Here is a 13,704-nt window from a genome sequence, read left to right as displayed (position 1 = left end):
GTCTAGAAGAAGCCCAGCTTCTTCGGCGAGTACGACACCAGCAGGTTCTTCGTCTGCTGGTAGTGCTCCAGCATCATCTTGTGCGTCTCGCGGCCGATTCCCGAGCCCTTGTAGCCGCCGAACGCCGCATGCGCCGGGTACGCGTGGTAGCAGTTCGTCCAGACGCGGCCCGCCTGGATGGCGCGGCCCGCGCGATAGGCGGTGTTGACGTCCCGCGTCCACACGCCCGCCCCGAGTCCGTACAGCGTGTCGTTGGCGATCTTGATGGCGTCGTCGAAGTCGTGGAACGACGTCACCGACACCACCGGCCCGAAGATCTCCTCCTGGAAGATCCGCATCCGGTTGTCGCCCTCGAAGATCGTCGGCTGGACGTAGTAGCCGCCCTTCAACTCGCCGTCATGCTCGATGCGTTCACCTCCCGTGAGGACCTTCGCGCCCTCCTGCCGGCCGATGTCCAGGTAGGAGAGGATCTTCTCCAGCTGGTCGTTGGACGCCTGGGCGCCGATCATCGTGTCCGTGTCCAGCGGGTGCCCGGTCTTGATCTGCTTGGTGCGGGCGACCGCCGCCTCCATGAACTCGGCGTAGTGGCCCCGCTGCACCAGCGCGCGCGACGGACACGTGCACACCTCGCCCTGGTTGAGCGCGAACATCGTGAAGCCTTCCAGCGCCTTGTCGCGGAAGTCGTCGTTCGTCGCCCAGACGTCGTCGAAGAAGATGTTCGGGGACTTGCCGCCGAGTTCGAGCGTGACCGGAGTGATGTTCTCGGAGGCATACTGCATGATCAGCCGGCCCGTGGTGGTCTCGCCCGTGAACGCGACCTTCCCGACGCGCGGGCTGGAGGCCAGGGGCTTGCCCGCCTCCACCCCGAAGCCGTTGACGATGTTCACCACACCCGGGGGCAGCAGGTCGGCGACCAGGCTCAGCCAGTAGTGGATGGACGCCGGGGTCTGCTCAGCCGGCTTGAGGACGACCGCGTTGCCCGCCGCGAGAGCCGGCGCGAGCTTCCACGTGGCCATCAGGATGGGGAAGTTCCACGGAATGATCTGGGCGACCACGCCGAGCGGCTCATGGAAGTGATACGCCACGGTGTCGTCGTCGACCTCGCCCAGCGAACCCTCCTGCGCCCGGATCGCGCCGGCGAAGTAGCGGAAGTGGTCGATGGCCAGCGGGATGTCCGCGGCGAGGGTCTCCCGGATGGGCTTGCCGTTCTCCCAGCTCTCGGCCACCGCCAGCTTCTCCAGGTTGGCCTCCATCCGGTCGGCGATCTTCCGGAGGATGTCGGAGCGCTCGGTCACCGACGTACGGCCCCACGCGGGCGCGGCGGCGTGGGCCGCGTCGAGGGCACGTTCCACGTCCTGGGCGGTGCCCCGGGCGATCTCGGTGAACGGCTGCCCGTTCACCGGGGTCGGATTCTCGAAGTACTGGCCGCGGGCCGGCGGCACGTACTCGCCACCGATGAAGTGGTCGTAGCGCGCCTGGTAGGAGACGATCGCACCCTCGGTGCCGGGTGCTGCGTAACGGGTCATACGGGTCTGCCTCCCGGGAAAGCGCTGCCCGCCGTTGGGCAGCTCTCGGCGCCGAGGCTAGGAACGGGGACGTTGCGAGTACGTTGCGTCGCGGGTCGTGCCGGGTGGACGGCCTGGGATGCCCGTACGGACAACGGTGCGAGAAGCCCCCTGTATCGCGTCGGCTCGGCGCGGTTCAGCGGGGTGACGGACGTGCCCACCCCACCGGTGCCGCGAGCTCGGACTCCAGCTCGTCCAGACGCGTCCGCACGGCCGCCGTGGGCAGCACCGCCGCGAGTGCCCGCCAGACATCGAGGTCGTCCTCGCCCCACGGAGCATGTGCCCATTCGGCGAGCAGGTCCGGGTCGCGGCAGGTGATCAGCGCTGTCCGCAGCCCGTCGGCGAGCCTGCGGCGCAGCCGGGACACCGCCGGCGCCTGCGAACCCGGCAGCAGTGGGCCCGTGTACGCACTCGCGGCCTCCGCGACCGCCCCCGACGCCAACCGCCGCTCCACGACGGCGACATCCGACTCGACCGCGGCCGTGAGCCGGTAGGGGCGCGAGGCCAGCAGACCGGAGCCGAGGATCCGGCGCAGCCGCGCCAGCTCCGCGCGCAGCGTCACCGGCGTCACCGACTCGTCCTCGTACAGCGCGCACAGCAGTTCGTCCCCGGTCAGTCCCTCCGGGTGCCGGGCCAGCAGCACCAGGATCTCGCTGTGCCGACGGCTGAGCCTGATCCTCCGGCCACCGGCGAGGAGCCGCGCCTCGTCACGGCCGAGCGCGTTCAGCTCCAGTGTGTCGGCCGCGGGCTCGGCCGGAGACAGGAGCGCCAGCTGGGACTCGGCGGCCCGGGCCACCGCCTGCACGAACCCCAGGCTGTGCGGATGCGCCAGCCCGTTACCGCCGGTGATGTCCAGCGCGCCCAGCACCCGCCCGGTGCGCGGATCGTGCACCGGTGCCGCCGCACACGTCCACGGCTGGACGCGCCGGATGAAGTGCTCGGCCGCGAACACCTGCACGGGCCGGTCCATGACGACGGCCGTCCCCGGCGCGTTCGTCCCCACCGCCGACTCCGCCCAGCGCGCACCAGGAACGAAGTTCATACGGTCCGCCCGCCGCCGTGTCGCCGGATCCCCCTCGACCCACAGCAGCCTGCCCTGCGCGTCGCACACCGCCAGCAGATGTTCCCCGTCCGCCGCGAACGGTCCCATCAGCTCACGGATCAGCGGCATGACCCGCGCCAGGGGGTGCTCCGCCCGGTACGAGCCGAGGTCGCCGTCCGTCAGTTCCACCCGTGCCGTGCCGTCCGGCCCGACACCGGCCCGCGCGGAACGCCGCCACGAGTCGGCCACCACGGGACGCACCCGCCGCGCCACCGTGCCCACCGCCGTGAACGTCTCATGGGCGCGACGCAGTTCCCGCACCCGTTCGACGGGATCGGCCCCTGGTTCCAGGGCCACCCACGGTTCGGTCAACTCGGCCTCCCGGGACGGCGATGCGCTGGGGACATCGTCACTCCCCGGATGGGCGCCGACAACCGTTTGGACCGTCATCGACCCGAAGGAGACCCGGGGCGGCCCCCGGCCTTCGCCCGTCCGCCCCGCCCCAACCGTTCGGGGCGCCGTCCTTCGGCTCAGGCGAAGTTGACGAGCCTCATGTAGCGCGTCCAGTCCCAGTCCGGTCCCGGATCGGTGTGGTCGGTGCCCGGCACCTCGTAGTGGCCGATGATGTGCGCCCGGTCCTTCGGGATGCCGTACCTGCTGCAGACCGCCGCCGTGAGCTTCGCCGACTCCTCGTACAGGGCGTTCGTGAAGTACCCGGGCCGGTTCACCCACCCTTCGTGCTCGATGCCGATGCTGCGTGTGTTGTAGTCCCAGTTGCCCGCGTGCCAGGCGACGTCGTGCTCGCGGACGCACTGGGCGATGTGCCCGTCCTCGGACCGGACGACGTAGTGGGCGGACACCTTCTTCCTCGGGTTCTGGAAGATGCCCAGGGTGTTCGTGTACGTCGCCTGTGTCACATGGATGACGACGAACTCCAGCGGATAGCTCCATGGCCGATCGGAGTCCGTGTAGTTGGCGGGGTTCGCCGACATCCAGTCGGCGGTGGGGTGGTCGACGGCGCGGGGCCGGGCGTCGGCCGGTGTCGAGGGGAGCAGTGCGTAGGGGATGGCGGCGAGGGCCGCGCCCTTCAGCAACCGCCGTCTGCTGGTGAGGGGTCTCGGTCGGTCGAATTCGGAGCCTTCCACGGGGAAATCACCTTCCGCGCCTGATGTTTGGGAATGTTCCGGTCTCCTGCCTTCTGTACTCAACGCGTCAGCGCGGCCGCCGTTTCGCGCGACCGGGCGTGGATTCCCCGGTGCGTCTCGCGCGCGGGCAGCCACCCCTTGCGGAGCACGGCCACGCACGCGCGGTCGGTGCACACGCGTCCTGCCGATCGCCACACGCCGCAGCCCCGAAGCCACTTCCCCCGCCATACGAACCCCCGATTACTCACGCACAGCCTCCGCCCGACGACTGCGCCTCGCGTGAATCACGGTACGGGGCTGGGAGGTTGGGCAGGAGGCGCCCGGTGTCTTCGGTGGACAACGAAGGGACTGTGGACAACTCCGTCACCCGTTCGAGGGGATCCCCGGGTGAATCCGCGAGCGAAGGGCCCGGGCGGCAGCCCGGGAACAGCCCGCTACCCCCGACCGGCGACCGCCGCGGGATCGTCGAGCACCGCGCGCACCACCGAGTGCGCGGCACCGAGCAATGGCCCCTCGGAACCCAGCCGCGAAACGGTCACGGCACACGCCGGACCGGCTGTCCGCCGTGTCAGCTCCCGCTCCAGCGAGGGCAGGAGCCAGGGTGCGAGAGCGGCCAGCGCGCCGCCGAGCACCACCGCCTCGGGGTCCAGCAGATTGACCGCCCCCGTCAGCGCGATGCCGAGCGCGGTCCCGGCACCGCGCAGGGCTCTGCGGACGTCCCTGTCACCCTCTGCGGCCCGCTCGGCCAGCAGTTCGACGGAGTCCTCGCCCGGCGTCAGTCCGGCCGCCCGCAACACCGCCTCCTCGCCGGCGTACTGTTCCAGACAGCCGCGCCCGCCGCACGCGCACTCCGGTCCCTCCGGGCGCACGGGAACATGCCCCAGCTCGCCCGCGAAACCGCGCGTTCCGCGCAGCAGCCGCCCGTCCACGACCACCGCTCCGCCGATGCCGATCTCCGCGGAGACGTGCAGGAAGTCGCGGGGTGTCTCGTCGCCGAGCCAGAGTTCCGCGAGTGAGCCGAAGTTGGCCTCGTTGTCCACGGTCAGCGGCAGGTCGTCCGGCAGGAGCGGGCCCAGGTCGATGTCGTGCCAGCCGAGGTTGGGGGCGCGGACCACGGTACGGGCGTCGCGAGCCACCAGACCCGGCACCGCGACGGCCAGACCCGCCGGCCACAGCCCCGCGCGCTCAGCCTCCATGACGACCTGCCGTACCAGTTCGGTGAGTTCATCGAGCACCGGCCGTGCCGGACGGCCGCGGTTGGTCGCGTGCCGCACCGCCCGAGCGCGTACCACGCCGCGCAGATCGACCGCGCACACCGCCTGGTGGTCGACGCCGATCTCCGCGCCGATCCCGGCCGGTCCCTGACCGCTGACGGCCAGGGCGGATCCCGGCCGCCCGACCCGGCCGGGACGCTCCGGCCCCAGCTCCTCGAGCAGCCCCGAACGGATCAGCTCGTCGACCAGTGTGGACACCGCCGCCCGCGTCAGTCCGATATGTGAGGCCACGGCGGCCCGTGACAGCGGCCCCTCGGCGCTCACGGTGTGCATGACCCGCGCCAGATTGCGGCGGCGCATGCCCTGCTGGGTGTCGGGCAGCCGGCGGCCGGGGCTGGACGGATGGGCTTCGTGCAGCGGTGCGGTCATGCCTCCCTCGGATCTCGTCAGCGCCGGTCCGGCTCCCGCTCCAGCAGCGGCGCCGCGTCGGAGAGTACCCCGGTGATCCTGGCCCGTGTCGCTTCGTCCCGATCCACGGCCTCCAGCACCGGCCCGCGGGCGGTCTCCCAGCGCCGGGCGACGGCGGCGGGGTCCTCGCCCGTCAGCAGTGCGGCGGCCTGCGCGGCGGCGCCCAGCGCGACCAGCTCCTTGGCCTCCGGCACCTGCACGGGCCGCCCTGAGAGCCGTCGTACCGTCTCCTGCCATGCCGTGCCCCGCGCGCCGCCCCCGATGAGCAGCAGCGGTGCCGTGCGGTCCGCGTTCTCGTCGAGCACCAGGTCGAGGGCGCCCAGCAGCGAGTGCACCGCCCCGTCGTACGCCGCCTGCAGCACCTGCCCGGCCGTCGTGTCGTGGCGCAGTCCGTGCAGCAGCCCCGAGGCGTGCGGTAGGGCCGGGGTGCGCTCGCCGTCGAGGTAGGGGAGCAGCGTCACGCCGGTACCGGGCTCGACGGCGTCACGGTCCAGGCCCAGCAGGGAGGCGATGCGGTCTACGGCGAGCGTGCAGTTCAGCGTGCAGGCCAGGGGCAGCCAGTCGCCGTGCGCGTCCGCGAAGCCCGCCACCGTCCCGGTCGGGTCGGCCGGGCGTCGCTTGGAGACCGCGTACACCGTGCCGGAGGTGCCCAGGCTCAGCACCGGAGTCCCGGGGCGCAGTCCAAGGCCCAGCGCGGCCGCCGCGTTGTCACCCGTGCCCGGTGCGACCAGGGTGCCCTTGGAGAACGGCAGGTCATGGGTGTCACGCACCGTGCCGGCCACCTCGCCGGGCCGGACCACCCGCGGGAGCAGAGCGGGGTCGAGGCCCACGTGCGCGAGGATCTCCTCGTCGTACGACTCCGTCGCGGACGCCCACCAGCCGGTGCCCGAGGCATCGCCGCGGTCGGTCGTGCCCTGGCCGGTGAGGCGTTCGGTCAGATAGTCGTGCGGGAGCCGTACGGCCGCCGTCGCGCGGACGGCCTCCGGCTCGTTCTCGGCCAGCCAGGCCCACTTCGTGACCGTGAAGGACACGGACGGCACGCTCCCCGTGCGTTCCGCCCACGCCTTGGGACCGCCCAGTTCCTCCACCAGCCGGCGGGCCTGCGGAGCCGACCGCACGTCGTTCCACAGCAGGGCCGGGCGCACCGGCTCGCCGTGCGCGTCCAGGGTGACCAGGCCGTGCTGCTGGCCGCCCACCGACACCGCGGTGGCCTCGTGGGCCGGCTCCCCGCACTGGTGCAGGGCGTCGCACAGCGCGTCCCACCACTGGCGTGGATCGCTCTCGCGGCCCGCGCCCGACGAGACGGTGTGCGGCGCCTGCCCGCTCGCCACCACCCGTCCGGTCGACGCGTCGACGACCAGGACCTTGGTGGACTGGGTGGATGAGTCCACCCCGACGACGAGCGGACCCTCGGCTGCTGACATCGGGCTCTCCCTCTTCCGCGGCTCGCGGGATCTGGCCGGTTGGGGGCGTGTCCGGACCGGCGCGGCTCGGATGCGCCCATCGTCACCGTACGAGGCCTCCGTGCCTCCGTACGAGGACACATCGTCTCTTCCCACAGATGCCTTCGCATACTAATTTGTTAAGCGCCATGACGAAATAGTCTTCAGCGAGCTAAGGAGCCGCGGCATGAGCTACCAGCCCACCCCCGAGGACAGGTTCACCTTCGGCCTGTGGACCGTCGGCTGGCAGGGCCGGGACCCGTTCGGGGACGCCACCCGGCGTGCCCTGGACCCGGTGGAGACGGTGCAGCGCCTCGCCGAGCTCGGGGCGTACGGAGTGACCTTCCACGACGACGACCTGATCCCCTTCGGGTCCTCGGACAGCGAGCGCGAGGCGCACATCAAGCGCTTCCGGCAGGCCCTCGACACGAGCGGGATGACCGTGCCGATGGCCACCACCAACCTCTTCACGCACCCCGTCTTCAAGGACGGCGCCTTCACCGCCAACGACCGCGACGTTCGCCGCTACGCCCTGCGCAAGACCATCCGCAACATCGACCTGGCGGTGGAGCTGGGCGCCAGGACGTACGTCGCCTGGGGCGGCCGGGAGGGGGCCGAATCAGGCGCGGCCAAGGACGTGCGCATCGCACTCGACCGCATGAAGGAGGCCTTCGACCTTCTCGGTGAGTACGTCACCTCCCAGGGCTACGACCTGCGCTTCGCCATCGAGCCCAAGCCGAACGAGCCGCGCGGTGACATCCTGCTGCCCACGGTCGGCCACGCCCTGGCCTTCATCGAGCGTCTCGAGCGCCCGGAGCTGTACGGCGTCAATCCCGAGGTGGGCCACGAGCAGATGGCCGGCCTCAACTTCCCGCACGGCATCGCCCAGGCCCTGTGGGCGGGCAAGCTCTTCCACATCGACCTCAACGGCCAGTCCGGCATCAAGTACGACCAGGACCTGCGCTTCGGTGCGGGTGATCTGCGGGCCGCGTTCTGGCTCGTCGACCTCCTGGAGAGCGCCGGATACACCGGGCCGCGCCACTTCGACTTCAAGCCGCCGCGGACCGAGGACCTCGACGGCGTGTGGGCCTCGGCGGCGGGCTGCATGCGCAACTACCTCATCCTGAAGGAGCGTTCTGCCGCCTTCCGCGCGGACCCGGAGGTCCAGGAGGCCCTTCGTGCCTCCCGTCTGGACGAACTGGCGCAGCCGACCGCCGCGGACGGGCTTGAGGCATTGCTCGCGGACCGTGGCGCCTTCGAGGACTTCGACATGGAGGCAGCGGCCGCGCGTGGCATGGCCTTCGAGCGTCTGGACCAGCTCGCCATGGACCATCTGCTGGGCGCGCGCGGCTGATCGTCTGCCGGCCTGAGCGGGCCTCCACGGGCCCGGCAAATTTGACTACTGGGCCGAGTCGCCGAGGGTGCGGCTCTCCGGGCCGTGCCGTCGGCCGCACGTTGTCCGAGCGGCGGCCGTGGGCGCAGGATGTGTCTCAGGGTGAAACCGACAGGTCTCCTCAGGGGGACTGAGGGTCGCGGCTCAGGGTTGTATCAGGGTCATGGCCCGGAACCGCGCGCAGCACGCGCCCGTTCTCAGAGCAGAGAGCGGCAGTGGCCGCGAAGGAGGCGACACATGTCGAAGAACGCGAAGATCGCCACCGGGGGAGTGCTGGCCGGACTCATCCTGTGGATCTGGCTGCCCTGGTGGGCCGTCCTCCTGATCGTCCTGGGGGTCCCGACGGCCGCGTACCTCACCCTGGACCCCTCGCAGCGGCGCAGGCTGCGCCGAGTCGCACGGAAGGAACTCGGCCGCTGACGGCCGGACCAGGGGGCCTTCTGACGGATCTCCGCAGGCACCGGACGCCGCTCCTTGCCCCACGAAGACCCGTCACCAACGTTCCCGGACAGCACACCTAGTGCTGTGGCCGGAAAGGTTTGCCGGGAAGCTCGCGGCGTCCGGTGCGGTGCATCGCAAGGCGGAGCGTCGCCCGCGTACTGGATGTACTCGGGCGATGCGACAACGCGGCGAGGTGCCGTGCCGGGCGTCGCGAGCCGGTGAACCTTTCCGGTCGCAGCACTAGCGGCTCGCCGGATCCCCCGCGAGAGCGCAGGAGTCGGCCACGTCGCCGCCCGTGGGCCTGCCGACAGTACGGTCCGCGGGCGGCCGCCGGCCCCGCTCCACCCATGCGGTGAGCGCGTCGAAGGCCGCCCGATAGCAGGGCAGGATCGGCCGCAGTCGCTCGGGATAGGCGTCGTACAGCCCGTCCACGTGGGTGCCGCCCTCGATGGTGTAGTAGCGGTGCAGCGACCCGCGCCCGCTCTGCTCCACCAGGCGCGCGTACACATCCGAGTCCGTGGCCTTGGGCAGGAGGACGTCCAGATCGCCGTGCAGAGTGATCAGTGGCCTGCCGATCCGGCCCGTGAGGGCGACCCTGGCCACAGCGCGGTGCACGGATTCGGGACGCGCCGCATAGTCGTACGCCGCGTCCGAGGGACAGGGCGCGAGGATCTGCTCCCCCGTCGATCCGGCGGACGCACCGGGACAGCCGACGTCGTACGTGGGGTCGAACTCGGCACGGTAGATCTTCTGCGTGACACCCCAGTACGCCTTCTCGTGATAAGGCCACAGGAACTCGGACCCGCGCGCGAACCCGGCCGCGTACAGGTCCTCGTCCCTGGCCGACCCGAGCATCCGGGCCACGGCCACCGGCAGTGACGTCAGGAGGTTCGGGCCGTCGGTCGCCCACAGGGCGCCCTCCCAGTCCACGCCGCCGTCGTACAGCTCGGGGTGGTGCTCCAGCTGCCAGCGTGTGAGATAGCCGCCGTTGGAGATCCCGGTCATGTACGTGCGCCGGGGAGCGTGCCCATAGCGCTGGGCCACCACACGCTTGGCGGCGAGCGTGAGCTGCGTCGTGCGCCGGTTCCACTCGGCGACGGCGTCGCCGGGGTGCGTCCCGTCGCGGTAGAAGTCCGGCCCGCTGTTGCCCTTGTCGGTTGCCGCGTACGCGTAGCCCTGGGCCAGCACCCGGTCGGAGATCGCCGTGTCGGTCGCGTACTGCCGGCGAGTGCCGGGGGCGCCCGTGACGACGAGGCCGCCGTTCCACCGGTCCGGCAGCCGGATCACGAACTGGGCGTCGTGGCGCCAGCCGTGTGTGGTGTTGAAGTGCGAGTCGTCCGGGAAGTACCCGTCGATCTGCAGCCCTGGCACGCCGGACGGATGGCCGGCGGTCTTGGAGGTCAGCCCCGCCTGGTCGGCCATGTCCGTGTACGGGGTCCCCGCCAGCCCGGCCGTCGTCAAGTCCTCCAGACAGGCGCTCAGCTGGAGCGCCGCGCCCGGGACCCGTACCCGCTCCTGGCGTCCGCAGTGGCCACCGCCCTCGGCTGCCGCGGGGCCGGTGAGGGCGCAGGCCACAAGGACGGCGGCGGACAGCGCGACGCTTCGGGACAGGCGCATGACAGGCCTCCAGGAGACGACGGGAGCGCGGGAGCTGCCCATGCTGGGGCCATGCAGGACCGCCGACCATAGAGGCGGACCACACGAGCACAGCTGGCGATATGGGGGCTCACTACGCAGCTCCCTGCCTACGGCATGCCGTCCGGCCCTTGGGCACCTGTCCCGTCCACACTGTCGCGTTCACGCCTGCCCCGTCGCCGTCAGACCGGGCGTACCGCCACCTTGTCCAGCGCCTCCAGCAGCCCGGGCAACTCCGGGCCGCGCCCCACCGGGACGACCTCGCCGGGCTCCTCGTCGAGGAGGACGAACGCGATGTCGTCGGTCCTGGCCACCATGGACCAGCCGGGTCCGTCGGCGCGCAGGGTGCGTGCGTCACCCGTCGCGAACGAGGAGCGGACACGGCCCAGGGGCGGGGGAGTGTCCACGTACCCACGCGCCTCCCTGAGGGCGCGGCGGACGCCGCTGCGGATCTTGCCGACACTCTCGCCGTCGGCCGTCTCCGTCCCGGCCGTCCCCGTCCCGGCCGTCTCCGCGCGCTCCTCTGCCGGTTCCACGCCCTCGTGCGGCGCCCCGGCGTCTGCGGGTACGAAATCGGCGTCGTCTATCTGCTCGCGCCACACGGTCCAGTGGAGCGCGATCTGGTCCGCGCCCAGGCGCCGTTGTGCGGGACCCCAGATATCGGTGTCCACCGGACAGAGCGGTTCGCGGTCGGTGAGTTCGGGCGCCGGGTCGTGCGGGGCGGGCACGCCGGGCGCCGCGACGGCCACGGCCAGCGGCCAGCCGGGCAGCGCGGCGACGACGGTCCGCTCGTCGGGCGACAACTCGTACTCCATGCCGCAGTCCCACGACGCGATCGCCACAGCCACCAGCGACACATCGTCGATGACCACCGTCCAGCGCGCACCGTCGCCGTCCTGGCCGAGCACGAGGCCGTACCCGTCGGGCATGGGCGGCAGGTCGAGTGCCGCGCAGGCCTCCGGATAGTCGTCGCCGAGCACGCTCGGGAACTGCGCGGGCGTCAACAGAACCGCCGTCAGCACATACAGCGCGTCGTCCTCGGCGGCGACGGCGTCCTCGTCCGTCCCGGCCATGCCATCCTCCCGATCCGTTCGTTCGTCGGCGCACCCTAATGCGCCCGCGAGCCCGTTGTCACGAGTGCGCATCCCACGACGTGCGGGCGGGGACGACCGGGTGCAGCCCGGCGTCAGACGGCGGGCAGGCCGAGGAGCCTGCGCGCGACGGTCCGCGGTGACTCGTCTCGCTCCCGCGCGAGGGCTATGACCGCCCGGCACGCCAGCTCGTTCACGCCGAACGACAGGGCCTCCGGCGACACCCACGACACGGCTTCATCCATCCGGTCCTGGTCGTCCTCGGCGCACGCCGACACATAGGCGGCGGCCGCCTCGAACAGATTGTGCGTGCGCCTCTCCCCGCCCCCGCCCCCGGCCGTATCCGCGCGCAGGGACTTGACGAATCTGCCGACCGACTTGCGGATCCTGCCGAACATGCGTGGCCGCCTTCCCCGTGTCCGATGGCCTTGGCCGACGTGCATCTGCTCCTCCTCAACGTAGAGTTGGAGCTCCGGCGACAGAAGGGGGACCGGGCGGTAAACGCTTCCACCGGCTCGGAGGGATCCGGCCCTCCACCGCATCCAGGCCGTTCCCGTCATCGGCCGGCCGCTCGCCGAGGCTCCAGGGCGAACTGAGCGACGAGCTCGATGACAGGGCAGGCATCGATGACGCGGAGGTGCGGGTCGTGACCGTGCCGGGCGCGGGACATCACATCATGTTCGACAACCCCGACGCCCTGGTGGCCGAGGTGGCGGGGCGCGGCTGAGGCTCAGTCCTCCCGGACGGCCAGGGCGAGGAAACGGGCGTCCTCGTCGACGTACGACGTCATGCGCCAGCCGGAAGCGGCCAGCAGGGGACCGAGGTTGGACTCGGCGCGCAGATCGTCGGGGGTGATCTGCCGGCCCTGATGCGCCGCGAGGGTGGCCCGGCCGATGGGATGGAAGAGCGCGAGCAGACCACCGGGCCGAACCACACGTGCCAACTCCCGCAGGTTCTCCGCCGGGTGGGAGAGGTGGGCGATCAGACCCGCCGCGAACACCGCGTCGAGCGACTCCGTACGCAGGGGAAGCGCGGCCACGTCGGCGAGCAGCAACCGCCCGTCGCGGCCCCGTCCGGCCCGTGCGGCGGCCTCCAGCATCTCGGGCGTCAGGTCGACTCCAAGGACCTGCCCGGAGGGCCCCACGGCCGCACGCAGCGGCGTGAGGGCCCGTCCCGTGCCGCAGCCCGCGTCGAGCACACGGTCACCCTCACGCAGCCCGAGGGCGGCTACCGCGGCCGCGTACGCGGGGCCGTCGTCGGGGAACCGCGTGTCCCAGTCGGCTGCCCGGGCGGCGAAGAACTCCTGGACGTGTGTGTGGTCGTCGCTCATGCTCCGCATGATCCCTCACCTGCACGATGGATACCGCGGCGCACACGTTCGAACGTGACGCGATCGTTCCAGGTCCCGTCTGCGCCAGATTCCAACACCTTTCGAATCGCGGCCCCTTTGCGCGCCCCCGCCCGGACTAGCGTTCCGGGGCCATGGGACACCTGGACCACGCCACATTCGGCTGGCTGACCCCCGTGCTGTCGTACGTGATGGCGTGCACCGGCGCCGCCCTCGGGCTGCGCTGCACGGTCCGCGCCCTCGGCGCCACCGGCAGGTCGCGACGCAACTGGCTCCTCACCGCGGCCTCGGCGATCGGCACCGGCATCTGGACCATGCACTTCCTGGCGATGCTCGGTTTCGGCGTCACCGGCACCGAGATCCGCTACGACGTACCGCTGACCATCCTCAGTCTGCTCGTCGCCGTGGTCGTCGTCGGCATCGGCGTCTTCGCCGTCGGCTACAGCCAGGACCGCGCCCGAGCGCTCCTTCTCGGCGGACTGACCACCGGGCTCGGCGTCGCGAGCATGCATTACCTCGGCATGGCGGCGCTGCGGCTGCACGGCGCTGTGCACTACGACCCCGTCCTCGTCGCGCTCTCGGTCCTGATCGCCGTGGTCGCGGCGACCGCGGCCCTCTGGGCGGGCCTCAACATCAAGTCGCCCGTCGCGGTCACCGTGGCCTCGCTCGTCATGGGAGCGGCGGTCAGCAGCATGCACTACACCGGGATGTTCGCGGTCAGTGTCCAGGTCACGCCGTCCGGCGCGGCCCTGCCCGGGGCCACGGCGATGCAGTTCATCTTCCCCCTCGCCGTCGGCCTCGGGTCCTACCTCTTCCTGACCTCGGCGTTCGTCGCACTGTCGCCGACCGCCGGGGAGCGCGCGGCTTCCGCGTCCGCCCAGCGACCGATCCAGAGCGGCGCCCGCTGACCGCGGGCCCGG

12 protein-coding genes and 1 pseudogene are annotated in these 13,704 nt (G+C 71.7%); 4 read left to right on the top strand and 9 right to left on the bottom strand.

All coding sequences use genetic code 11. The features are described from left to right. Positions 1 to 2: 2 nt before the first annotated feature. The 5 genes from adh to xylB all read right to left on the bottom strand — a co-directional run bounded on the left by adh (position 3) and on the right by xylB (position 6,858). Positions 3 to 1,526, bottom strand: a complete 1,524-nt coding sequence (gene adh / locus ASC56_RS03230) for an aldehyde dehydrogenase (protein WP_055489562.1) — start codon at positions 1,524 to 1,526, stop codon at positions 3 to 5. A gap of 175 nt (positions 1,527 to 1,701) precedes the next feature. Further along, a complete protein-coding gene (locus tag ASC56_RS03225) occupies positions 1,702 to 2,979 on the bottom strand; it encodes a GAF domain-containing protein (RefSeq protein WP_055489561.1) in 1,278 nt (425 codons plus the stop codon). Between the two features lie 158 nt (positions 2,980 to 3,137). Further along, complete coding sequence (locus ASC56_RS03220; RefSeq protein WP_055489560.1) at positions 3,138 to 3,752, bottom strand: N-acetylmuramoyl-L-alanine amidase; 615 nt, start codon at positions 3,750 to 3,752, stop codon at positions 3,138 to 3,140. 434 nt (positions 3,753 to 4,186) lie between these two features. Then, positions 4,187 to 5,395 carry an ROK family transcriptional regulator gene (locus ASC56_RS03215; RefSeq protein ID WP_055489559.1) on the bottom strand — a complete coding sequence of 403 codons (1,209 nt, stop codon included), beginning with the start codon at positions 5,393 to 5,395 and terminating at the stop codon, positions 4,187 to 4,189. A gap of 17 nt (positions 5,396 to 5,412) precedes the next feature. Next, positions 5,413 to 6,858, bottom strand: coding sequence for a xylulokinase (xylB, locus tag ASC56_RS03210; RefSeq protein WP_055489558.1), 1,446 nt, complete (start codon positions 6,856 to 6,858; stop codon positions 5,413 to 5,415). 205 nt (positions 6,859 to 7,063) lie between these two features. Here xylB and xylA point away from each other — a divergent pair, with 205 nt between their 5' ends. Further along, the gene (gene xylA / locus ASC56_RS03205; protein ID WP_055489557.1) at positions 7,064 to 8,230 is read left to right on the top strand and encodes a xylose isomerase; all 1,167 of its coding nucleotides are present in this window, start codon (positions 7,064 to 7,066) and stop codon (positions 8,228 to 8,230) included. 276 nt (positions 8,231 to 8,506) lie between these two features. Next, a complete protein-coding gene (locus ASC56_RS03200; RefSeq protein WP_055489556.1) occupies positions 8,507 to 8,689 on the top strand; it encodes a hypothetical protein in 183 nt (60 codons plus the stop codon). Positions 8,690 to 8,950: 261 nt separating this feature from the next. On the opposite strand, the gene ASC56_RS03195 is transcribed toward ASC56_RS03200, so the two are convergent. The 3 genes from ASC56_RS03195 to ASC56_RS03185 form a co-directional block, all read right to left on the bottom strand. Beyond that, on the bottom strand, positions 8,951 to 10,327 hold the full coding sequence (locus ASC56_RS03195; RefSeq protein WP_055489555.1) for a tannase/feruloyl esterase family alpha/beta hydrolase: 1,377 nt from the start codon (positions 10,325 to 10,327) through the stop codon (positions 8,951 to 8,953). 200 nt (positions 10,328 to 10,527) lie between these two features. Beyond that, positions 10,528 to 11,418, bottom strand: a complete 891-nt coding sequence (locus ASC56_RS03190) for a hypothetical protein (protein WP_055489554.1) — start codon at positions 11,416 to 11,418, stop codon at positions 10,528 to 10,530. 113 nt (positions 11,419 to 11,531) lie between these two features. Then, complete coding sequence (locus tag ASC56_RS03185) at positions 11,532 to 11,834, bottom strand: hypothetical protein (RefSeq protein ID WP_055489553.1); 303 nt, start codon at positions 11,832 to 11,834, stop codon at positions 11,532 to 11,534. Between the two features lie 182 nt (positions 11,835 to 12,016). On the opposite strand from ASC56_RS03185, the pseudogene ASC56_RS37520 reads away from it, so the two are divergent. Then, positions 12,017 to 12,163: pseudogene (locus ASC56_RS37520) on the top strand (alpha/beta hydrolase); the annotation flags it as partial. 3 nt (positions 12,164 to 12,166) lie between these two features. Here ASC56_RS37520 and ASC56_RS03180 read toward each other — a convergent pair. After that, on the bottom strand, positions 12,167 to 12,766 hold the full coding sequence (locus tag ASC56_RS03180; RefSeq protein ID WP_055489552.1) for a class I SAM-dependent methyltransferase: 600 nt from the start codon (positions 12,764 to 12,766) through the stop codon (positions 12,167 to 12,169). A 152-nt stretch (positions 12,767 to 12,918) separates the two neighbouring features. On the opposite strand from ASC56_RS03180, the gene ASC56_RS03175 reads away from it, so the two are divergent. Then, positions 12,919 to 13,692 (top strand): MHYT domain-containing protein, encoded by a 774-nt coding sequence (locus tag ASC56_RS03175; protein WP_055489551.1) that lies wholly within the window; start codon positions 12,919 to 12,921, stop codon positions 13,690 to 13,692. Positions 13,693 to 13,704 lie beyond the last annotated feature (12 nt).

This window comes from Streptomyces sp. TP-A0356, from assembly GCF_001417775.1.
Lineage (GTDB): Bacteria > Actinomycetota > Actinomycetes > Streptomycetales > Streptomycetaceae > Streptomyces.
This window is presented reverse-complemented; position numbering and strand designations above follow the sequence as displayed.

What these genes read in the sequence shown, in the direction of transcription:
- adh (WP_055489562.1), bottom strand. Translation starts at nt 1,526, where the DNA reads ATGACCCGTTACGCAGCACCCGGCACCGAGGGTGCGATCGTCTCCTAC.
- ASC56_RS03215 (WP_055489559.1), bottom strand. Translation starts at nt 5,395, where the DNA reads ATGACCGCACCGCTGCACGAAGCCCATCCGTCCAGCCCCGGCCGCCGG.
- xylB (WP_055489558.1), bottom strand. Translation starts at nt 6,858, where the DNA reads ATGTCAGCAGCCGAGGGTCCGCTCGTCGTCGGGGTGGACTCATCCACC.
- xylA (WP_055489557.1), top strand. Translation starts at nt 7,064, where the DNA reads ATGAGCTACCAGCCCACCCCCGAGGACAGGTTCACCTTCGGCCTGTGG.
- ASC56_RS03200 (WP_055489556.1), top strand. Translation starts at nt 8,507, where the DNA reads ATGTCGAAGAACGCGAAGATCGCCACCGGGGGAGTGCTGGCCGGACTC.
- ASC56_RS03195 (WP_055489555.1), bottom strand. Translation starts at nt 10,327, where the DNA reads ATGCGCCTGTCCCGAAGCGTCGCGCTGTCCGCCGCCGTCCTTGTGGCC.
- ASC56_RS03190 (WP_055489554.1), bottom strand. Translation starts at nt 11,418, where the DNA reads ATGGCCGGGACGGACGAGGACGCCGTCGCCGCCGAGGACGACGCGCTG.
- ASC56_RS03185 (WP_055489553.1), bottom strand. Translation starts at nt 11,834, where the DNA reads ATGTTCGGCAGGATCCGCAAGTCGGTCGGCAGATTCGTCAAGTCCCTG.
- ASC56_RS03180 (WP_055489552.1), bottom strand. Translation starts at nt 12,766, where the DNA reads ATGAGCGACGACCACACACACGTCCAGGAGTTCTTCGCCGCCCGGGCA.
- ASC56_RS03175 (WP_055489551.1), top strand. Translation starts at nt 12,919, where the DNA reads ATGGGACACCTGGACCACGCCACATTCGGCTGGCTGACCCCCGTGCTG.